The sequence below is a fragment of the Ramlibacter sp. G4-7 genome (assembly GCF_057784995.1).
On record NZ_JBYNTT010000009.1, the window covers coordinates 194,495 to 214,760 of the forward strand.

The window sequence follows — 20,266 nt, forward strand, 5'->3', positions numbered from 1 at the left end:
GGTGGGGCGGCGCGTACGCTGGCCGCACTCTGCAGTCCGCAGTGCGTGCCCGTTTTTCCCCGGAGGTCCCATGGCCCGTGAAAGAGCCGCCGACAAGCCCAGCGAGCTGACGCTCGCCGATTTCTTTTCCGCCACCGACGCGCGGCGTGACCGCTGGAGCCGCCTGGAGTCCTGTGCCGAGGCCTACGGATCCGGCCGTGGCAACAGCGAGAAACTCCTGGCCGAGATCCAGGGCATTCTCGACGGACTGGAGCCGCTGGAGCACTACTGGGCCTATCCGGGCGCCGTGCTCATGCACTCGCTGCGCGACCTGCTCGCCGGCGGCGACGGCCAGGCGTTCACGAGCGCCGTGCACCGCATCAAGAGCACCATCTTCTCGGGCGCGTTCCGCCGCGATCCCACCGCCTGGGTGCTGGAGGAGGAGACCGAAACCAGCCTGGCGGACCGCCTGCCGCCCGGCTTCACCGAAGGCACGTACAAGCCCTACTTCGAACTGCTGACCGTCGCTCCCGAGATCACGCGCAGCACCACCAACTCCTCCCAGCGCGAGCTGCGCCGGCTGCGCCGGCCGGAGGACCCGTTCACCTACGAGCCGGTGCAGACCTCCAGCTTCGAGGATGCGGTGGTCGCCGCCATCGTCAACACCAACCTGCAGGCCGCCGTCATCTACGACGGCTTCCAGTTCAAGTCGCGGCACGCGCTGCCGGCGCTGGGCGACCTGATCCGGCGCTACGCGCAGATCGAGGACGACGGCATGCCCAGCAGCTACGGCCTGAAGCTGGCATCGGCCATCAAGAAGATCCGCCCCGAGATGGACATCTATCTGGTGAGCGAGCGCGGCGTGGAGGACGCGGCGACCAGCGAGCAGAGCCGGCTGGTCCGCCGGGTGTTCTACGAGGTCGAGGAGCTGATGGAGCTGCACCTGAGCATCCTGGCCGGGGTGAGCGAGCGCTATGCCACGCCCTTCTTCGACAACCTGAAGAAGTACGCCGCGCGGCCCATCGGCACCTTCCACGCGCTGCCGCTGGCGCGCGGCAAGTCGATCTTCAAGTCGAACTGGATCAAGGACATGGGCCAGTTCTACGGCGCCAACCTGTTCCTGGCCGAGTCGTCGGCCACCACCGGCGGGCTGGACAGCCTGCTGGACCCGGCCGGCAACATCAAGGAGGCGCAGGAGAAGGCCGCGCGCGCCTTCGGCGCCGACAAGGTGTTCTTCGGCACCAACGGCACGTCGACGTCCAACAAGATCATCGTGCAGGCGGTCTGCCGGCCCGGCGACATCGTGCTGATCGACCGCAACTGCCACAAGTCGCACCACTACGGCCTGGTGCTCGCGGGCTCGCAGCCCCTGTACGTGGAAGCGTTCCCGATGGTGGAGTACTCCATGTACGGGGCGGTGCCGCTGCGCACCATCAAGCAGGCGCTGCTGACGCTCAAGGCCGAAGGCAACCTGGAGAAGGTCCGCATGCTGGACCTGACCAACTGCACCTTCGACGGCCACATGTACAACTGCCGCCGCGTGATGGAGGAGTGCCTGGCGATCAAGCCGGACCTGATCTTCCTGTGGGACGAGGCCTGGTTCGGCTTCGCCCGCTTCTCGCCCTTCCACCGCATGCGCACGGCCATGGGGGCCGCCGCCGCGCTGGAGGAGATGCTGCCGTCGGCCGCCTACCGCACCCGCTACGAGGAATGGAAGCAGTCCATGAAGGGCAAGGTCGGCGCCGACCTGGATCCGGCGGATCCCACCCTGCTGGAGACGCGGCTGCTGCCCGATCCGGACAAGGCGCGCATCCGCGTGTACCAGGCGAACTCCACGCACAAGTCCATGTCGGCGCTGCGCCAGGGCTCCATGGTCTTCGTGCGCGACCAGGACTTCCACGAGATCGAGGAGCAGTTCCACGAGGCGTTCTACACGCACACCTCGACCTCGCCGAACCAGCAGATCATCGCCTCGCTGGACCTCGCGCGCCGGCAGATGGAGCTGGAAGGCTACGAGCTGGTGATGTCGTCCATCGACCTCTCGCTGGACCTGCGCCGCCAGGTGAACAACCACCCGCTGATCTCCAAGTACTTCCGCATCCTCACGCCCGGCGAGATGGTGCCCAGGGAATACCGCGCCTCCGGCGTGGAGGATTACGGTCGCCCCAATTCCACCTGGGACCAGGTGATCCACGCCTGGCAGGAGGACGAGTTCGCGCTCGACCCGACGCGCCTGACCATCGTCACCGGCCGCGCCGGCTTCGACGGCACCCAGTTCAAGGGGCTGCTGGCGAGCAAGTACGACGTGCAGATCAACAAGACCTCGCGCAACTCGATCCTGGTGCAGACCAACATCAACAACACGCGCAGCGACATCGCCCACCTGCTGAAGGTGCTGGCCGACGTGGCCCGCGACGTGGACCAGCGCCTGAAGGAGGCCGACCCCGCCGAGAAGGCGGCCTTCGAGGCGCGGGTGAAGTCGCTGATGGAGGACGTGCCCGACCTGCCGAACTTCAGCCGCTTCCACGACGCCTTCCGCGACAACGTCGAGGCCGGCACGTCGCAGGGCCACATGCGCGCAGCCTTCTTCACGGCCTACCGCGCACAGGACTGCGACCACATCAAGCTGAACGACCCGCAGATCGACGAGCGCATCCGCAAGGGGCCGCCGCTGGTCTCGGCCAACTTCGTCATCCCGTATCCGCCCGGCTTCCCGATCATGGTGCCCGGGCAGGTGATCGAGGCGGACACCATCACGTTCATGCGCAAGCTGGACGTCAAGGAGATCCACGGGTACGACGCATCCCTGGGACTCAAGCTGCTCAAGCCCGAGTCCCTGGGCAAGCGGGGGAAGAAGGGCGCTGGAAGCGACCTGTAGTCAACCTATCCACCCAACGGAGGCAAGCATGAAAGACCTTTTCGAATGGATGGCGCAGAACCCCTTCGCCCTGCTGTTCATCGCCGTGGGGCTGGCCGTCTGGATAGGACGCTTCAGCTTCAAGGGCTACGGGCTGGGCATGGTGGCGGCGGCGATCGTCGTGGGCTGCGGCCTGTCGACGTGGGCCTCGCTCTATGGCGTGAAGCTGGAGCTGAACAACTTCGCCAAGAGCCTGTTCTACTACCTGTTCATGTACGGCGTCGGCCTGCGGGTCGGGCCCTCGTTCGTGAACAGCCTCAAGGGCGACGGGCTGAAGTTCACCTTCCTCGCGGTGCTGTGCGCCTTCCTGGGCCTGGGCCTGTGCGTGGTCGGTGCCAAGGTGGCCGGCCTGCCACCCGGCGCCGCGGGCGGGTTGCTCGCCGGCTCGCAGACCATGTCCGCGGCCATCGGCTCGGCGGAACAGGCAGTGACGCAGGGTGCGGTGAAGCTGGCCGACGGCACGACGCCGGAGCAGGTCTCCGCGATGATCGCGCTGTCCTACGGTATCAGCTACATCTGGGGCACGGTGGGCATCATCCTGATCTGCAAGTACCTGCCGAAGTGGTGGGGCGTGGACGCCAAGGCCGCCGCCGCCGAGTACGAGCGTGAGCACGGCGTGCGCAACGTGGACGACGTGGGCCTCACCGGCTACCGGCCGTTCGCCGTTCGGGCGTACAAGCTGGAGAACGCCGCCTGGAGCGGCCGGAGCATCCAGGACTTCCGCAACGAGCACCCCGAGTACCGGGTGCTGAACGTGCGGCGGGGGCAGGAGCTCCTGGGCAGCGATCCGAGCCTGAAGGTGATGTCCGGTGACGTGGTCGCGCTGGCCGGCACCCGCGGCGACATGACGACCAACCTCGGCCTGATCGGCCCCGAGGTGGATGACCAGCGCGTGATGAACATCCCGCTGGCACAAGCCGAGGTGCTGCTGACGAACAAGGACGCCGTCGGCCGGACCTTGGGATCGTTCAGCCGCGGCGAGCTCGCCGGCCAGCTGCAGGTCACGCGCATCGAACGCGCCGGCGTGCCCATCCCCGTGGGCAACGGCACCGAGCTGCAGCGCATGGACGTGCTGTTCATCGCGGGCATCCAGGAGGCGGTGACCAAGGCGGCCAACCTCCTGGGCCGCTTCGCCTCGCCCAGCACGGCGACCGACCTGCTGACGCTGTCCGTGGGCATGATCCTCGGCCTGCTGATCGGCGCGATCTCCTTCCCGGCCTTCGGGGCGAGCGTGGGCCTGGGCAACGCCGGCGGCCTGCTGGTGTCGGGCGTGATCGTGTCCTCGCTGCAGTCGCGGCTGCGCTTCTTCGGCAACACGCCCAACGCGGCGCGCAACATCCTGGAGGACCTGGGCCTCGTGGTGTTCGTGGCCATCGTGGGCATCAACGCCGGCAACTCGCTGCTGTCGCAGCTGACCGGCGTTCTTGCGCTGAAGATCTTCCTGGTGGGCTTCGTCGCCTGCACGGTCCCTCCGTTCGTGACCTGGGCGATCGGCTACCACTGGTTCAAGATCAACCCGGCGGTGCTCATGGGCGGAGTCGCCGGGGCGCGCTCGCACTCGGGGCCGGCGCGCGAGGCCGCCAAGGAGATCGGCAGCACGGTGCCGTGGATCGGCTTCCCCGTCGGCTATGCCGTCTCGGGGATCCTGCTGACCATCTTCGGTTACTTCGCGATGGTGCTGGCGCAGTAGCGAGGCGGCACTGACCGACGCCGGGTCGACCGCTCGCGGCCGCACCCGGCGTCTTCTTTGGCGCAGGAGAACGCGACATGGACTGGCTTGCTCCTTTCTTCGAGAAGAATCCCGAGGTGCCGGTGTTCCTGGCCATCGGCCTGGGCTACTGGATCGGCAGCTGGAAGGTCCGGGGCGTGGGCATCGGCCCGGTCACGGGCTCGCTGCTGGCCGGCGTGCTGATTGGCTACCTGTGGCACGTTCCCGTCTCCGATCCCGCCAAGCAGCTGCTGTTCCTGCTGTTCATGTACGGCATCGGCTATTCGGCCGGGCCCGGCTTCGTGCGCGGCGTGCGCGAGGGCGGCTGGCGCTGGGTCGCGCTGGGCGCGATCGTTCCCGCGGTGGGCCTGCTCACCGCGTACGGCATGGCGCGTTTGCTCAACCTGGAGCTGGGCTATGCCGCCGGCATGATGTCCGGCGGCCTCACCGAGTCGCCGGTGATCGGCACGGCGAGCGAGGCGATCCGCAGCCTGCCGATCCCCGAGGTGGAGAAGCACCGCCTGGTCACCCAGATCCCCGTGGCCGATGCGCTGTGCTACCTGTTCGGGACCGTCGGCCTGATCCTGTTCTGCTCGCACGCGGGGCCCTGGCTGCTGCGCATCGACGTGAAGGAGGAGGCGCGCAAGCTGGAGCAGGAGATGGGGCTGGAGCGCGAGGCGAGGGGCGTGAGCTCCGCCTGGCACATGTTCGAACTGCGCGCCTACGAGATCGCGCCGGGCGGCCCCGCCGTGGGCAAGACGGTGGCGCAGGCGGAGGGTGCGCTGGCCCAGGAGCGCATCTTCATCGAGCGGGTGCGCCGCGGCGGCGAGATCGTGCCCGTGCGGGCCGACCTCGTGCTGCAGCCGCAGGACGTGGTGGGCGCGATCGGCCGCCAGGAGGCGCTCCTGCGCACGGTGGGCGCAAGCCGCCGGGAGGTGTTCGACCCCGAACTGCTGGACGTGCCCTCGGCCACCTTCGACGTGGTGCTCACGAACAAGGCGCTGTCCGGCCGCACGCTGGAGGAGATCGCCACGTCGCAGGATCTGCTGCGCGGCGTCTTCCTCAAGTCCATCCGGCGCGGTGCGGAACTGATCCCGATCGCGCGCGGCACCCGCGTGTATCGCGGGGACCTGCTCACGCTGCACGGCCTGGAGCCCGCGGTGCGACGCGTGGCCGCGGCGCTGGGGGACGTGCTGCAGCAGCGCGGCACCGACTACATCTGCCTGGGCCTGGCGATCTTCGCGGGCGCGCTGCTCGGGCTGGTGCTCGCGTTCCATGTGGGCGACGTGCGCGTGGCCCTGGGCTCCAGCGTGGCGACGCTGCTGGTGGGCCTGGGCATGGGCTGGCGCAATTCGGTGCGACCCAATGTCGCCTTGCTGGGGGAGGATGCGATCGAGCTGATGAAATCGGTGGGGCTCGCCGGCTTCGTCGCCATGATCGGCTTCAAGGCGGGCCCGGTGTTCCTGCAGGCCTTGCGCGAAGTGGGCGTGTCGGTGTTCCTGGGCGGCGTGGTGGTGACGCTGGCGCCGCTGCTGACCGGCCTGTTCGTGGGCCGCTACGTGCTGCGCCTGAACCCCTTGCTGCTGCTGGGCGCGCTTGCGGGCGCGCAGACGATGACGGCGGGCCTCGCCGCCGTGCAGGAGCGATCGGAGAGCCCGGTGGCGGTGATCGGCTACTCCAGCACGGTGGCCTTCGGCCATGTGCTGATCTCGATCGGAGGCACCGCGTTGGTGTGGATGCTGCACCGCTGAAGTGCGGGGCGGGTGCCCTTTCCGAATCCGGCGCATGCGGCCATGCATCGCGTCCTACACCGCGTGGATGGCCGGCTGCCTAGGATCGCGGTTTTGGAGTACGAACAACGATGATGGTCCCCTCGCAGAACCCCCAGCGTTCCGCCCGCACGGAGCGCATCGACCTGAGCCACGACTACGCCGTGTGCGCCTGGGCGCGCCACTTCAACGTGAGCGAGAAGCGCGTGAAGGAAGCCGTTGCCGCCGTCGGCAACGAGGCCGAGCGCGTGCGCGAGCACCTGAAGCGCGAGCGGGTTTCGGACCGGCCTTCGGCTTCCTAGGCGTTTTCTCCCTCTCCCCCTGGGAAAGGGCTGGCCTTCCACCACCGCCAGGCCTCATCGGCCGATCGTGTCGTCGTAGGCGGGGCTGGCCGTCAGTCCCCAGTGGATCGTGAGCGTTTCCCCGGGCACGCCATCGGGCGATCCCTTCGCCTGCTGCGCCGCCGGCACGTCGAGGCCGCTGCCGAAAGGCAGGAAGGTGCCCCATGGCATCAGGTCACGGAACAGGTCGCTGCCGTCGTTCAGGAAGCCCATGGCGTCCACCTGGAAGAGCAGCGGCTGCTTCGACGTGTCGTCCGGGGTCGTGACCGTGGTGCGCGCGGTGGGCCCCGTCGTCAGCGCGAGCTGGATGCGCTTCTGGACCGCATCGACGCGCGCGATGAGCACGTCGGCCGTCGGGAGAGAAACCGGAATGCTGCGGAAGTCGTAGAGCAGCAAGGGCACGCTGCCGCTTCCCGACCAGGTCGCCTGCGTCTGCCCGTCCATGACGCAGGTGCCGTCCGCCCTCCATGTGGCCGTGGTGTCCGATGCAGGCATGTTCGGGTTGCGGTTGTCGCGCACCGGGCCGTCCACCTCGTCGCGCACGCCGTGCCCGTCGGCGCGCAGGTGAAGGTCGACCGTGACCGTGTTGGAAAACACCGGGTCGCAGCCGGCGTCTTCCTTCTTCTGCACGTATTGCACCTGTCCCCGCCAGGACGCCAGCACGCGCGGATTGCTCTTGCGCTTGCGCGTCGTGACCACGACTTCGCCGTGCGCTTCGGGTCCGAGGTCCACGTCGACCATCGTACCGTCCGCTGACAAGGTGGCGCCGAATTCCTTTCCGCCCACGCTCACCGTCACCGGCTCGTTGCCGAAGTTGCCATGCAGCACCAGCTTGTCGGCGCCCGTGGCCTGCAACTCGGCGAGGATCGGGTTCAGCATCGTGAAGCCGGAGCCGAACCGGCGCACCGGGGTCGGCCCGGCGCCGGACTCGCCGGGCGGGGTGACCAGTTCTCCCTTGCGGTCAAGGTAGGCCCAGACATCCTCCATCTTGAAGGCGCGATTCGCAGGCGTCACGGCATCCACGGCATTCATGCCGGTCAGCCGGTCCACCATCAGGTCCATGGCGTGGAAGGCGTGCGCATTGGACTTGCCCTCCCAGCCGATGACGGTGCCGGCCCCGCGCGCCATCAGCGAGTCGCGGAACTCGCTTGCCTCGAAGGAGCCGCTTTCGCAGGAAAGCAGGATGACCAGGGAAGCGGGCGCGAGCCGCAGGTTGGCGTCGACGAACCGGGACGTGATGGCATAGCGCGGGTTCTTGCCGAGCCCGAAGCGTTGCCAGTCGGTGCGATCCCGGTGGTAGATCAAGCTGCCCCCATCGAGCTCTTCGGAATGCGAGACCTCGTTGATCAACGTGACCTCGTCATCGACCATCATGGCGAAATGCTTGTCCCCGGTCGGACCGAACATGCCGGAATGGGACGTGAGGAACAGGAAGCCGAGCTGCGTCGCTGACTGCAGCGCGGCGAGCGTCAGCGGACGCGGGCCGCCTGGAATCCAGCCGCGCGTGTCCAGCGCCTTCGCCATGCGCCGCATGGCCGGAACCCCGTCCGTGAATTCGTCGCCGGTGAATCCGAGGAGCAGCGCATCGGGGCTTGCCGGGATGTCGATCGCATCCTTCAGGAGCGGCGAGGCCGGACGCAGCGCCGCCTGCCGCAGTGCCGCGGCCTGCGCTCCGGGCAGCGGCCGCCAGTTGTCCGAGTACAGGAAGTAGCGGCCGTCGGCGAAGCGCGCCCACAGCGTCTGGTCGCCCACGCCTGCGTCCACGAACTCGGGTTGGGTGAGCACCCAGGCCCGCAGCGCTTCCCATTGCTCCGGTGTCGCGGTGGCGCCGCCCGTGAGCTGCTCGAAGCGGTTGGCGAGGCGGCCCGTCGCCAGGTTGCGCTGCTCCAGGCTCAGCGCACCCGCCCCGGCACCGGCTCCTCCTCCGCCACCGTCGTCGCCTCCTCCGCAAGCCACGAGCGACAGTGCGAGCGTGGTCAGCGCCAGCAGCAGCAAACGCCGGCTCAGCAGTACTACATGACCCATAGGCCCTCGAGCGGCGGCCGTCCAGACCGCGACGGTGGCAAGGCCCGGCGGACGACCCCGGGGACTGCGGATCGTACGGATCTGCCCTCAGGGCGCAGGGGAAGAAGTCCTAATTGACGGCGAACACCTGCCGCAAGTAGGCCAGGAAGGTCGGGTCCGTCGCCAGCGTCTTGCCCGGCGCGTCCGAGAGCTTCGCCACCGGCTGGCCATTTGCTTCCACCAGCTTCATGACGATGTTCAAGGGCTGCAGCCCGACGTCGTTGGTGAGGTTCGTGCCGATGCCGAAGCCCATGTCCACGCGATTCCCGAAGTGGCGATAAAGCGCCAGCGCCTTGGGCACGTCGAGGCTGTCCGAGAACACCAGGCGCTTGTCGTGCGCGTTGATGCGCAGCTGCGCGTAGTGCGCCAGCGCCTTCTCACCCCAGGCGAAGGGGTCGCCCGAATCGTGGCGCAGCCCTTCGAACAGCTTGGCGAAGTACAGGTCGAAGTCGGCGAGGAAGGCGTCCATGCCCACGGTGTCGGTCAGGGCGATGCCCAGGTCGCCGCGGTACTCCTGCACCCACTCCTCCAGCGCCGCACGCTGGAAGTCGCGCAGCCGCACGCCCAGCGCCTGGAAGGTCTGCAGGTATTCGTGGCCCATGGTGCCGATCGGCACCAGGCCCAGGTCGCGGGCCAGCAGCACGTTGGACGTGCCCCTGAAGTACTGCGGGAGCTCGCGCGCGAGCGTGGCAACGACCTCGCGCTGCCAGTCGCGGCCGAAGCGGCGGCGCACGCCGAAGTCGAAGAACTCGAAGGGGTGCGCCAGCGGCGGCTCGTGCGCGAACGCACGCAATCGCGCGACCTTGGCGTCGAGCCGTCGGCGCCCCTCGGCCGCCGCGGCCTTGCCGTCGAAGCGGCGGAAGTACAGCTCGTTGACCATCGCCAGCACGAAGATCTCGAAACCCATGACGTGCACCTGCGGGCCGCGCGCCTCGATGTGGAGCGTGTCGCCCTCGGCGCGGGCGCCGATGAAGTCGCGCTGGAAGTGGAAGATCCGCAGGAAGTCGACGAAATCGGGCTTGATGAAGCGCAGGCTGCGCAGGTAGTCGAGTTCGTCGCGGCGGAAGCAAAGGCCGCACAGGTGGTCGAGCTGCGCGTCGACCTCGTCGACCAGTTCCGCCAGCGGGTACTCCGGCTGGTTGCGCAGCACGAAGCGGTACACGGCTTGCGTCTGCGGGTGCCGGTGCAGCATCGGCTGCCACATCGTGAACTTGTACAGGTCGGTGTCCAGCAGGCTGCTGATGATCGGGCCATGGCTGAGGGAATTCATGCGAAGCATCCGTGAGCTATCGGTCCCAGCAGAATAAAGTACCCGTGGTTGGTCGCAAGAGCCAGGCTGATTTGAACAAATGTATTCAGTATCAGGAACCTGTGGGCATTGCCTGACAACAGGGTGCGGCCGGCGGTGGGTGTTGTCGTTGGCCGCGAGGGTTCACCTTGGGTGCGACACCACCAAAAGGAGGTCCCATGAAAGTCAGATCCGTCATCGCGGGCGCGCTGCCGCTCGCATTCGCTGCTGCCATGCCCCAGACAGGCTTGGCCGCACCGGCTTCGCCGGCCACTGCCATGGTTGCCGCGTCCTCGCATCCGGCGCAGAGCGAGTCCATGCAGAAGCTGCAGCAAAGCGCCCAGCACCTGAGGGAGTCGATCCAGGCGCTGGCGCGAAAGAAGCCCGGACCCGAGCGCGACCGCGCCATCGACCAGGCGCATGAAGCTCTGCTCGAAACCCAGCGCGCGATGGCGAGCTTGCCGCCGGAGCTGCGAAGCACGGAGCGCGCTTCGACCATGGACTACGACGCGTCCGTCACCAGCCTGATGCAGTCCGCCGACAGCCTGAGGCATTCGATCCAGGAGATGGCGCAGCAGCCGGCGGGCGAGAGGCGCAATCGCGCCATTGCACAGGCCAACGAGGCGCTGCTGGACACCCAGGCGGCCATGGTGAACGCGTACCAGCCGTCGCCCGCCCGGTCGATGGGCGCCGGGGCCGAGCAGAAGACCGGTGGCAAGGCGACGCAGGCTTTCGGTGCCCAGGGCGGCAAGGGCGGCTCCGTCGTGGTGCTGCTGCCTTCCGCCATGGCCGGCAGCGGGCTCGCGAACGGCTGCTGGGTGCGCTTCTTCGACGACAAGCAGTACGGCGGCGACACGCTGACGCTGGCGGGTCCGGTGGACATGCCCAGGATGGAGGTCCCCGGCGGCCTGTGGCGGGACTGGGACAGCGCCGTCGTCGGCCCGCGCGCGCGAGTGACCACCTATGACAACGAGAATTTCCACGATCGCACGGCCGTACTGGCGGGCGGCGTGTCCTACCCGGATCTTCGGGACAAGAAGCTGGGCTGGTTCGAGGAAGTGAAATCGGCACGCGTAGCGTGCGGGTGAACGCGGACAGATCAGGAGACCCAGACATGAAGCGCAACTTCATTCCTCGCTCCCGGCTCACGGTCCTCGTCGTGGGCGCAATTCTGTCCATCCCCGCCGCGGCGCAGTGGTCGGCGGGTAGCGGCGACATCGAGCCCTCGGCGCAGGCATCCTCCATCTACCGGCGCGACACGGGCATCGACGACTCCGGCAGGTACGGCCGCGAGGTCGAAGCCTGTCATACGGGGCGAACACAGCAAGCGCAGGAAACCTGCCTCACGGAGGCACGCAATGCGCGGGCAGCGCGACAACGTGGGGAGCTGGGCAAGCAGGGTGAGAACTACACCGCAAACGCCCTGGCGCGCTGCCAGCCGTTGCGTGGCGAATACCAGGTCGCGTGCGAGGCGCGTGTGATGGGCTTCGGCAGCACCAGCGGAAGCGTGGCTGGCGGAGGGCTGCTGCGTGAAGTAGCGACCGTGGTGGTGCCGCCGGGCGGGGAGCCATTGCGCATCAGTGCACAGACCCCGAATCCTGTGGTCGTCGTGCCGGCGCCTGCGCGATAGTCGCAGCAGTCGCGCGACGTGCCGAAGGCCCGCCACATGCAGGGTCAGCGTGTCCTCCCGGCAGTTCTTCTTGTCGCGGGGACACTGCTGCTCGTCCTGCTGATCCTGAACCTGAGCCTTGGCAACAAGCAGGTCGACGAGCAGATCCCCCGTGTCCACGGGACCGGCGACGAAGCATTCCCGCGTTCCATCGGCGGCTCGCTGGGCCGGCAACTGGTCGAGGGAAACGAGGTCCGGGTGTTGCTGAACGGCGACGAAGCCTTTTCCGCCATGCTGGCCGCAATCGAGGCGGCCCGCGGCACCATTACGCTAGAAACCTACATCTACTGGTCGGGTGGCATCGGGAGGCGGTTTGCGCAGACCCTCGCGCAACGGGCTTCCGCGGGGGTGAAGGTCCACGTGTTGCTGGACTGGATCGGCGGTGACCTCGATCCGCGCATGCTGCGGCTGATGACGGACGCCGGTGTGCGGATCAGCCGGTACAACTCCCCCCGCTGGTACAACCTGCACCGCCTGAACAACCGCACGCATCGCAAGCTCCTGATCGTCGATGGCGAAGTGGGATTCACCGGCGGCCTCGGGATTGCTGATGCGTGGGCCGGGGATGCCACGCAACCCGGCCAGTGGCGGGACACGCACTTCATGGCGCGCGGCCCGGTGGTGGCGCAGCTGCAGTCCGCATTCACGGACAACTGGCTGCAGAGCACCGGAGAGGTCTTGTACGGCGCCGGGTATTTCCCGCCGCTGTCTCCGCAGGGGGCAGCCATGGCCCACGTGTTCACCAGTTCGCCGGGTGGGGGCGCCGAGAGCGTCCAGCTCATGTACCTGCTTTCCATCGCCGCGGCGACGAGGACCATCGATCTTTCTGCTGCGTACTTCGTCCCGGACGAGGTGGCGATCGATGCGCTGGTGGCGGCGACGAAACGCGGCGTCCGGGTGCGGATCATCGTCCCTGGTCCTGCCATGGACGTGCCACCCGTGCGGTGGGCCTCGCGCCACCGATGGGAGCGGCTCCTCGAGGCAGGCGCAGCCATCCACGAATATCAGGACCGCATGTACCACTGCAAGGTCCTCGTGGTGGACGGGCGCTGGGTATCGGTCGGCTCGGCGAACTTCGACAATCGCTCTTTCGCGATCAACGACGAAGCGAACATGAACGTGCTCGACGAGGCGTTCGGGGCGCGCCAGACGCAGGTGTTCGAACAGGACCTGAAGGCTTCTCGCCCCGTGACGCTGCAACGCTGGCGTGCACGGCCATTGCTCGTCAGGCTGCTGGACGCGACGGCCTCGGCCTTCGGTTCGCAGCTATAGCCGCCGCCTCGCTCGGTCGGGTGCTGGGCGCCCGAAGTCCTGCAGGGTGCCGGCAATAGTCAGGACGAGGCGTCGGCCACCGCACCCGCGGCGGGCGGCCGGTCGAGCGCGAACTGCAGCCTACGCAGCCGCCGATGCAGAGGCCGGGCGAGCTGCCGGGAAGGCAACTGACGCAGTGCATGCTGCAACTGGCGCGCAATGGGCTGTAGCGCGGTGCGTCGCCCATCGAACTCCGGCAGCGCTTCCGTCACAAGCTCCACCGCGGCGACCAGCGACTGCAGGACAGAAAAGTCGCCGCGGCTGTGCAGCACCAACGGCAGAAACGTCGTCGCCAGCCAGCCGCCGAAATCGGGCGTGGGCGCCACCACCCGCAGTTGTCCTTCGTGCATGCGCAGCGGACCGGGGATGTCCCTGCGGGCCAGCTGCGCCGCCAGCGCGGCGAGCTGGTGCACGCACATGCAGGCGGTGGTCGGATCGTTGACAGCGGGTGACAGCGCGCGCAGGGCCACGTCCACCAACTGCTGCAGGCCGTAGCCGGCGTCCTGTTGCACGGTGCGCTGGCTCTCAAGCTGGATGCAGGCCAGCACGCGAACTCGGCAGCCGGCGTCCACGGGTTCCGGACCTGCCAAGGCAGCGATGGGCTGCCCTTCCGTGACGAATTCGCCGACGTTCGTGTAGAGGCGCAGCACCCGCCCGCTCTCGCACGCCAGTTGCACCAGCGCGTCACCTTCGGCTGCGACGACATAGCCGCTGCGCGGTGCGCGCAGGGGCGTCCAGACCGCCGGCACGGTCGCGGGACGGGACTCCTCCCGGGGCGCCGTCCCCAGTTGCTGCGGAAACGACCGGTCGATGGCGCGGGCTGTGTCGTCGGCAATGCGCGACAGGATCGAGGACGCCTGGATGCTCAGCGCAACGTGGTGGATGAAGAAGATGAGCAGGGCGATGCCGGCCATCGCATAGAGCATCCCGCCCAGCACCGCCATCGACGGGATGAACGCTCCTTCGTCGCCGCCGCGGATCGTTCGCAGCACCACCAGGCAGTAGGCGAAGATGCCCACGAACACACCCAGCACCGCCTGGGTCGGCCGGTCGCGCATGAAGTTGCGCAGCACCCGCGGAGAATATTGCGTCGACGTGAGGGACAGCGCCACGATGGTGATCGAAAACACCACGCCTGCGACCGTGATCATCGAGGTGGCGATGGCCGACAGCATGGCCCGCGAGCCATCGGCGCCGGCGCCGAAGAGGCGCGGCGACCAGTTGTCGGGCTTCCAGGTGCGCAACGAGTCGGCCTCGACCAGCGCGATCGCCGCGACGATCGAGCCCATGACGATCAAGGCCGGAACGAACCAGAAGCTCGCCTCCAGCCGGGTCCAGGTGCGGGACAGCGGATGCATTGCAACTAGTGCAACGCAAGCGCGCCGGCGAACCTGTAGGAGGACTGCGGCTACGGGGCGTGGACGATGAACGGGACGCGGGGATCAGGACGCACGAGGTGCACGTCTGGCTCAAGCAGCCAACCTTCCGGCATCCGGGCGCAGCGGCGGACGCCTCGCGCCAGGCGGCGTACGCGGGGAATACATTTGTCGGAATTCAGGCAGGAAGAACTCCGTATTGCACGGAACTTCCACGCGACGCGGCGCACGAACTCGGAAGATGGCAGGCTGCGCCGGCGCAGCGGGAGATCCCATGGACGTCGAACTGTTCAAGAAGCTGAGACGAATGGAGCGCAGACGGCTGGATTTCCGGGCGAGCACTGGCGGGTCTTCGCCGCTGGACGGGGGCGGGTGGGTGACTACCCGAGCGTCGTTCCCCGCGGTGCGGATCCTGGCTCGCATCACGTGCTTCGCGGGAGCCGCCGCGCCGTTTCGCGGCCGGGGCGGATGATGCTGCGCGAACTCCGCAACTGGCTGTTTGGTGGAGCGACGGCTCGCGACGCGCCGGACCTTGCGCCGACCGTAGAGGTGGCCACGGCCGTCCTGCTGGTGGAGGTGATGCGTTCGGGCCCCACCCTCTCGGCGGCGGAGCGTTCGGCAGTGCTGCGCATCCTGGCGAACCACTTCCGGCTGCTGGCTGCGCCGGCCGAGGCGCTGCTTTTCCGGGCGCAGGAGGCTTCACGCCGGGCCGGCGACTTCTATGCGTTCACGTCCGTGGTCAACGCGCAGCTTGCGCAGCCGGAAAAGATCCGCATGGTGGAGCGGATGTGGGAGATCGCATTCGCCGATGGCACGGCCGAGGCGGAGGAGATGCACACGATCTCCCGGCTGGCCGGCCTGCTGCACGTCACGCACGGCGAATACATCGGTGCCAAGCTGCGCGCGAAGGAGACCTCCGGCGCCGCCCCCGCCCCATAAGTTCCGATCGCTCCTGGCGGTCCGGCCTAGCGATCGCGGCGGCGTCTCCTGGAGCAAGGCAAATGGGATGTCGCGCGCAGAACCGCACACGCGCTCTGCGTGTCCGGAAAAAAATGGCCCCGTCACGCGGGGCCTATGGCTTCGATGAGAAGCAAGGAGCAGGCGATGATCAGGCCGCCCACAATCTTTGGACAAATGCATCGGCGCCACGTTCCTTTCCGCCCGACGGGCGGCTTGTCGGTTTTCGCTGCGCCCGACTTTCAGTCCAGGCAGCATTGGCGGGACGGGAGGGAGCAGCAGCAACACGCCTCGTCGTCGCTGGGGCAGCCCACACGCGGGTGCTGCGCGAAGATCGTGAACGGCGTGGCCAGGTAGCTGCAGAGGCCAGACTTGTCCAGGTCGGTGTCCGACAGGCTCCGGATCACGGGTTCGGGGGCCATGCGGCAGTGTGGCAGGACGGACCGGGCACAAAGCAGCCCCGGCACGCGGGGCGGATGGCGGACGGTCGGCCGGGCCGGGCAAGGCCCGCCCGGCCGCATCGGGGATCAGGCGCCGTCCACGTCGGGCTTGCGGTCGGCGGGCACCGGGGTGCCGCCTTGCGAGCCGCCGCCTTGCGGATAGCCGGCGGTGGGCCATTGGCCGGAACCCAGCTCCCGATTCTCGGAGCGGGCCTTCTCGCCGACGTGCTCGGCCAGCTCCTTCATCTTGCCCGTGTTCTCCTGCGCCTTGCCGTACGCCTTGCGCACGATCTCGGCCGCCGTCTCGCGTCCGCCGAGGCCGAAGGCCAGGCCCAGGGCCAGCGCCAGGGCACCCACCACCGCCATGAACAGCGTGTTGACCAGCTCGGTCGCGATGCCCAGCTGGTTCACGGCCACCACGATGGCAAAGGCCCACACCACCGTGGAGGCGACCTTCGCGAGGAAGTCCGAGTTGGACAGTCCCGATTCGGCCGCGGCACCACGCACGACGTTGCTCAGGGCGCGGGCCGCCAGGCCGCCGATGACCAGCACCACGAGCGCGACGATCACGTTGGGCAGCCACAGCAGCAGCTGGCGCAGCACCTCGGACACCGCGGGCAGCCCCAGCGCGTCGAAGGCCACCACCAGCGCGATGAGGCGCACGAACCACTTCACGACGACGCCGACCATGCCGGCCGGATCGGTGTTCATCCCCATCTTCTGCACGAAGTCCGTCAAGCCCGCGCGCTCGGCGAAGTGGTTGAAGCGGATGGAGCGCAGGATCGCCGCCAGGCCCTTCTCGATCAGGGAGGCGATGAACCAGCCCGCGGCGAGGATCAGGAGGAAGCCGATGATCTTGGGGATGGCCGAGAACAGCAGCGCCATCGCTGCGGCGAGCGACGTGAACATCGCATCGCTCCATTCAGTGACCTGGACAGGCATGGGGATCTCCGGTGATGGAAGTTGTTAACTTCCGGACACTGTCCGACCCGTGTTGTCACGACCAAGTCGGAGACGTGAAGTGCTTGTTGTAGGACAGACGAACCTCCGGCTTCGGTCCCACCGTCCCACGGCAGAGGCAGCCCCTTTTCCGGGGCATGCCCGCAAGGGCGTGCCCACCCGCCAAGCCGTGGGCACGGTCATCCGGGCGCCATGAAAGGCCGCAGGAGGCCAAACCTATAATGAAAGGTTCAGCTGGACACCTATGACCACTCCGAAATTCACCGTCGCCGACATCCGCCAGACCTTCCTGGACTTCTTCAAGGACAAGGGGCACACGGTGGTGGCGTCCAGCCCGCTGGTGCCGGCCAACGACCCGACGCTGATGTTCACCAACTCCGGCATGGTGCAGTTCAAGGACGTGTTCCTGGGGACCGACAAGCGCCCGTACGTGCGCGCGGCCTCCGTCCAGGCGTGTCTGCGCGCCGGCGGCAAGCACAACGACCTGGAGAACGTGGGCTACACGGCGCGGCACCACACCTTCTTCGAGATGCTGGGCAACTGGAGCTTCGGCGACTACTTCAAACGCGATTCGCTCAAGTGGGGCTGGGAGCTGCTGACGCAGGTCTACAAGCTGCCGGCGGACAAGCTCTGGGCCACGGTCTACATCGACGACGACGAGGCGTACGACATCTGGACCCAGGACATCGGCCTGCCGCCCGAGCGCGTGGTGCGCATCGGCGACAACAAGGGCGCCAAGTACGCCAGCGACAACTTCTGGATGATGGCCGACACCGGCCCCTGCGGCCCCTGCTCGGAGATCTTCTACGACCACGGCCCCGAGATCCCCGGCGGCCCGCCGGGCAGCCCGGAGCAGGACGGCGACCGCTACATCGAGATCTGGAACCACGTGTTCATGCAGTTCGACATGCAGCCCGACGGCTCCCTGCGCCCACTGCCCGCGCCCTGCGTCGACACGGGCATGGGCCTGGAGCGGCTGGCCGCGATCCTGCAGCACGTGCACAGCAACTACGAGATCGACCTCTTCCAGGTGCTGATCGCCGCCGCCGGCCGCGAGACGCACACCAGCGACCTGTCGAATCCCTCGCTGCGCGTGATCGCCGACCACATCCGCGCCACCAGCTTCCTGGTGGCCGACGGCGTGATCCCGTCCAACGAAGGCCGCGGCTACGTGCAGCGCCGCATCATCCGCCGCGCGATCCGCCACGGCTACAAGCTGGGGCAGAAGACGCCTTTCTTCCACAAGCTGGTGCCCACGCTGGTCCAGCTGATGGGCGAGGCCTATCCGCACCTGAAGGCGGCCGAGAAGAAGGTGATGGAGGTGCTGAAGGCGGAAGAGGAGCGCTTCTACGAGACGCTCGCCAACGGCATGGAGATCCTGGATGCGGCCCTCGCCGGCGGCCAGAAGGTGCTGCCCGGTGAAGTCGCCTTCAAGCTGCACGACACCTACGGCTTCCCGCTGGACCTGTCGGCCGACGTCTGCCGCGAGCGCGGGGTGAGCGTGGACGAGGCCGGCTTCAATGCCGCGATGGAAAAGCAGAAGGCGGCCGGCCGCGCCGCGGGCAAGTTCAGGATGGACCGCGGGCTGGAGTACGGCGGCGCCGGCAACGTCTTCACGGGCTACGAGAGCCTGCAGGAGAGCGCCCGGGTCGTCGCCTTGTACCGGGACGGCACGCCGGTGCAGCAATTGGAAGAAGGCCAGCCCGGCGTCGTGGTCCTGGACAAGACGCCCTTCTACGCCGAGAGCGGCGGCCAGGTGGGTGACAGCGGCACGCTCGCTGCCGAAGGGGTGCAGTTCGGCGTGGAGGACACGCAGAAGATCAAGGCCGACGTGTTCGGCCACCACGGGGCGCAGACGCAGGGCACGCTCAAGGTCGGCGACGTGGTGAAGGCCTCCGTGAACATGGCGCTGCGCCAGTCCACGATGCGCAACCACAGCGTGACGCACCTGATGCACAAGGCGCTGCGCGAGGTGCTGGGCGAGCACGTGCAGCAGAAGGGTTCGCTGGTCGACCCGGACAAGACCCGCTTCGACTTCACGCACAACGCGCCGGTCAGCGAGGAGCAGATCCGCGAGATCGAGAAGCGGGTGAACGCGGAGATCCTGGCGAACCAGCAGACGCAGGCACGCGTGATGGACATCGAGTCGGCCAAGTCGACCGGCGCCATGATGCTGTTCGGCGAGAAGTACGGCGAGAGCGTGCGCGTGCTGGACATCGGCAGCAGCCGCGAGCTGTGCGGCGGCACGCACGTGCAGCGCACAGGCGACATCGGGCTGTTCAAGATCGTGGGCGAGTCGGGCGTGGCCGCGGGCGTGCGCCGGGTGGAGGCCGTCACCGGCGCCAACGCGCTGGCCTACCTGCAGGAGCTGGAAAGCACCGTGAACAGCGCCGCCGGCGCGCTCAAGACGCCGGCGCCGGAGCTGCAGGCCCGCATCGGCCAGGTGCTGGAGCAGGTGCGTGCCCTGGAAAAGGAAGTCGCCCAGCTCAAGGGCAAGCTCGCGTCCTCGCAGGGCGACGAACTGCTGGCGCAGGCCGTCGACGTGAAGGGGACCAAGGTGCTGGCCGCGCGCCTGGAAGGCGCCGACGCCAAGGTGCTGCGCGATACCATGGACAAGCTCAAGGACAAGCTCAAGTCCGCCGCCATCGTGCTGGCGAGCGTCGACGGCGCCAAGGTGCAACTGGCCGCCGGCGTCACGGCCGACCGCATGGGCAAGGTGAAGGCCGGCGACCTGGTGAATTTCGTGGCCCAGCAGGTGGGCGGCAAGGGCGGCGGCAAGCCCGACATGGCCATGGCCGGCGGCACCGACGCCAGCAAGCTGCCGGTCGCCCTGCAATCGGTGCAGCAATGGGTCGCGGACCGGGTGTGAGCTCGCGCTGCTCGGCCCTTGCGCCCGCTCCCCGCTGGGAAGAGGGCAGGGGTGCGGGGCACGCACTACACCCTCACCCCAACCCTCTCCCGCAAGCGGGAGAGGGACAGGGAATTTCCAGGCGGCTGCTCCTCCTGGCGGGGCTGGGTGCGGCGCTGCCGGCCCACGCCCAATCCAGGCTCGACCTGCTTCCTCCCGGCACCCGCCTGCCTTCCTGGCAAGCCGTCGACTTCGAGGGCAAGTCGGTCTCGATCCCCCTCGCCGGCAAGCCCACCGTGGTGAACTTCTGGGCGACCTGGTGCGTGCCCTGCCGCACCGAGATGCCCTTGCTGCAGCAGATGGCCGAGTTCTACAGCGACCGGCTGGTGCTGCAGGCGGTCAACTACCGGGAGCGTGCGAGCTCCGTGCAGCGGCACGTGCGCAACGCGAACTGGACCGTGCCCGTCCTGCTGGACCCCATGGGCGCCGGCGCGCAGGCCTGGGGCGTGAAGATCTTCCCCACGACCATCGGGTTCGATGCGCAGGGCCAGGCGCGCTGGCGCCTGGTGGGCGAATACGACTGGACGACCGCCGAGGCGGGCAAGCTGGTGGAAGGGCTTTGGCGCTGAACGGATAATC

Annotated in this window: 15 protein-coding genes; 10 read left to right on the plus strand and 5 right to left on the minus strand. The window is 68.1% G+C overall.

The window, feature by feature from the left end:
* Positions 1 to 70: 70 nt before the first annotated feature.
* The 4 genes from AC3EGR_RS14525 to AC3EGR_RS14540 all read left to right on the plus strand — a co-directional run bounded on the left by AC3EGR_RS14525 (position 71) and on the right by AC3EGR_RS14540 (position 6,675).
* A complete protein-coding gene (locus AC3EGR_RS14525) occupies positions 71 to 2,857 on the plus strand; it encodes a decarboxylase (RefSeq protein ID WP_488547202.1) in 2,787 nt (928 codons plus the stop codon).
* Positions 2,858 to 2,885: 28 nt separating this feature from the next.
* The gene (locus AC3EGR_RS14530) at positions 2,886 to 4,586 is read left to right on the plus strand and encodes an aspartate:alanine exchanger family transporter (RefSeq protein ID WP_488547203.1); all 1,701 of its coding nucleotides are present in this window, start codon (positions 2,886 to 2,888) and stop codon (positions 4,584 to 4,586) included.
* A 77-nt stretch (positions 4,587 to 4,663) separates the two neighbouring features.
* Positions 4,664 to 6,355, plus strand: a complete 1,692-nt coding sequence (locus AC3EGR_RS14535) for an aspartate-alanine antiporter-like transporter (protein WP_488547204.1) — start codon at positions 4,664 to 4,666, stop codon at positions 6,353 to 6,355.
* A gap of 110 nt (positions 6,356 to 6,465) precedes the next feature.
* Entirely contained in the window at positions 6,466 to 6,675 is a 210-nt protein-coding gene (locus tag AC3EGR_RS14540) for a DUF3606 domain-containing protein (RefSeq protein WP_488547205.1), read from the plus strand.
* A gap of 54 nt (positions 6,676 to 6,729) precedes the next feature.
* On the opposite strand, the gene AC3EGR_RS14545 is transcribed toward AC3EGR_RS14540, so the two are convergent.
* Both AC3EGR_RS14545 and pncB read right to left on the minus strand, forming a co-directional pair.
* Positions 6,730 to 8,739, minus strand: a complete 2,010-nt coding sequence (locus AC3EGR_RS14545; protein WP_488547206.1) for a hypothetical protein — start codon at positions 8,737 to 8,739, stop codon at positions 6,730 to 6,732.
* Positions 8,740 to 8,848: 109 nt separating this feature from the next.
* Positions 8,849 to 10,048 (minus strand): nicotinate phosphoribosyltransferase, encoded by a 1,200-nt coding sequence (gene pncB, locus AC3EGR_RS14550; RefSeq protein ID WP_488547207.1) that lies wholly within the window; start codon positions 10,046 to 10,048, stop codon positions 8,849 to 8,851.
* A gap of 197 nt (positions 10,049 to 10,245) precedes the next feature.
* Between pncB and AC3EGR_RS14555 the strand changes: the two genes are divergently transcribed.
* The 3 genes from AC3EGR_RS14555 to AC3EGR_RS14565 are packed head-to-tail and all read left to right on the plus strand — an operon-like array spanning position 10,246 to position 13,007.
* A complete protein-coding gene (locus AC3EGR_RS14555) occupies positions 10,246 to 11,154 on the plus strand; it encodes a beta/gamma crystallin domain-containing protein (RefSeq protein ID WP_488547208.1) in 909 nt (302 codons plus the stop codon).
* Positions 11,155 to 11,180: 26 nt separating this feature from the next.
* Positions 11,181 to 11,696 carry a hypothetical protein gene (locus AC3EGR_RS14560; protein ID WP_488547209.1) on the plus strand — a complete coding sequence of 172 codons (516 nt, stop codon included), beginning with the start codon at positions 11,181 to 11,183 and terminating at the stop codon, positions 11,694 to 11,696.
* Positions 11,697 to 11,732: 36 nt separating this feature from the next.
* A complete protein-coding gene (locus AC3EGR_RS14565; RefSeq protein ID WP_488547254.1) occupies positions 11,733 to 13,007 on the plus strand; it encodes a phospholipase D-like domain-containing protein in 1,275 nt (424 codons plus the stop codon).
* A gap of 59 nt (positions 13,008 to 13,066) precedes the next feature.
* On the opposite strand, the gene AC3EGR_RS14570 is transcribed toward AC3EGR_RS14565, so the two are convergent.
* Positions 13,067 to 14,404 carry a DUF2254 domain-containing protein gene (locus AC3EGR_RS14570; protein WP_488547210.1) on the minus strand — a complete coding sequence of 446 codons (1,338 nt, stop codon included), beginning with the start codon at positions 14,402 to 14,404 and terminating at the stop codon, positions 13,067 to 13,069.
* A 486-nt stretch (positions 14,405 to 14,890) separates the two neighbouring features.
* Between AC3EGR_RS14570 and AC3EGR_RS14575 the strand changes: the two genes are divergently transcribed.
* Positions 14,891 to 15,361 (plus strand): tellurite resistance TerB family protein, encoded by a 471-nt coding sequence (locus AC3EGR_RS14575; RefSeq protein ID WP_488547211.1) that lies wholly within the window; start codon positions 14,891 to 14,893, stop codon positions 15,359 to 15,361.
* 260 nt (positions 15,362 to 15,621) lie between these two features.
* Here the strand turns inward: AC3EGR_RS14575 and AC3EGR_RS14580 are convergent, their stop codons facing one another.
* Positions 15,622 to 15,801 (minus strand): hypothetical protein, encoded by a 180-nt coding sequence (locus tag AC3EGR_RS14580; protein WP_488547212.1) that lies wholly within the window; start codon positions 15,799 to 15,801, stop codon positions 15,622 to 15,624.
* Positions 15,802 to 15,906: 105 nt separating this feature from the next.
* Positions 15,907 to 16,761, minus strand: coding sequence for a mechanosensitive ion channel family protein (locus tag AC3EGR_RS14585; RefSeq protein ID WP_488547213.1), 855 nt, complete (start codon positions 16,759 to 16,761; stop codon positions 15,907 to 15,909).
* Positions 16,762 to 17,023: 262 nt separating this feature from the next.
* Between AC3EGR_RS14585 and alaS the strand changes: the two genes are divergently transcribed.
* Positions 17,024 to 19,648, plus strand: coding sequence for an alanine--tRNA ligase (gene alaS, locus AC3EGR_RS14590; protein ID WP_488547214.1), 2,625 nt, complete (start codon positions 17,024 to 17,026; stop codon positions 19,646 to 19,648).
* Positions 19,627 to 20,256 (plus strand): TlpA family protein disulfide reductase, encoded by a 630-nt coding sequence (locus AC3EGR_RS14595; RefSeq protein ID WP_488547215.1) that lies wholly within the window; start codon positions 19,627 to 19,629, stop codon positions 20,254 to 20,256. The genes alaS and AC3EGR_RS14595 overlap by 22 nt, the downstream gene beginning before the upstream one ends.
* Positions 20,257 to 20,266 lie beyond the last annotated feature (10 nt).

Coding starts and splice junctions, on each gene's coding strand:
- AC3EGR_RS14525 (WP_488547202.1), top strand. CDS start 71: ATGGCCCGTGAAAGAGCCGCCGACAAGCCCAGCGAGCTGACGCTCGCC.
- AC3EGR_RS14530 (WP_488547203.1), top strand. CDS start 2,886: ATGAAAGACCTTTTCGAATGGATGGCGCAGAACCCCTTCGCCCTGCTG.
- AC3EGR_RS14535 (WP_488547204.1), top strand. CDS start 4,664: ATGGACTGGCTTGCTCCTTTCTTCGAGAAGAATCCCGAGGTGCCGGTG.
- AC3EGR_RS14540 (WP_488547205.1), top strand. CDS start 6,466: ATGATGGTCCCCTCGCAGAACCCCCAGCGTTCCGCCCGCACGGAGCGC.
- AC3EGR_RS14545 (WP_488547206.1), bottom strand. CDS start 8,739: ATGGGTCATGTAGTACTGCTGAGCCGGCGTTTGCTGCTGCTGGCGCTG.
- pncB (WP_488547207.1), bottom strand. CDS start 10,048: ATGAATTCCCTCAGCCATGGCCCGATCATCAGCAGCCTGCTGGACACC.
- AC3EGR_RS14555 (WP_488547208.1), top strand. CDS start 10,246: ATGAAAGTCAGATCCGTCATCGCGGGCGCGCTGCCGCTCGCATTCGCT.
- AC3EGR_RS14560 (WP_488547209.1), top strand. CDS start 11,181: ATGAAGCGCAACTTCATTCCTCGCTCCCGGCTCACGGTCCTCGTCGTG.
- AC3EGR_RS14565 (WP_488547254.1), top strand. CDS start 11,733: ATGCAGGGTCAGCGTGTCCTCCCGGCAGTTCTTCTTGTCGCGGGGACA.
- AC3EGR_RS14570 (WP_488547210.1), bottom strand. CDS start 14,404: ATGCATCCGCTGTCCCGCACCTGGACCCGGCTGGAGGCGAGCTTCTGG.
- AC3EGR_RS14575 (WP_488547211.1), top strand. CDS start 14,891: ATGATGCTGCGCGAACTCCGCAACTGGCTGTTTGGTGGAGCGACGGCT.
- AC3EGR_RS14580 (WP_488547212.1), bottom strand. CDS start 15,801: ATGGCCCCCGAACCCGTGATCCGGAGCCTGTCGGACACCGACCTGGAC.
- AC3EGR_RS14585 (WP_488547213.1), bottom strand. CDS start 16,761: ATGCCTGTCCAGGTCACTGAATGGAGCGATGCGATGTTCACGTCGCTC.
- alaS (WP_488547214.1), top strand. CDS start 17,024: ATGACCACTCCGAAATTCACCGTCGCCGACATCCGCCAGACCTTCCTG.
- AC3EGR_RS14595 (WP_488547215.1), top strand. CDS start 19,627: ATGGGTCGCGGACCGGGTGTGAGCTCGCGCTGCTCGGCCCTTGCGCCC.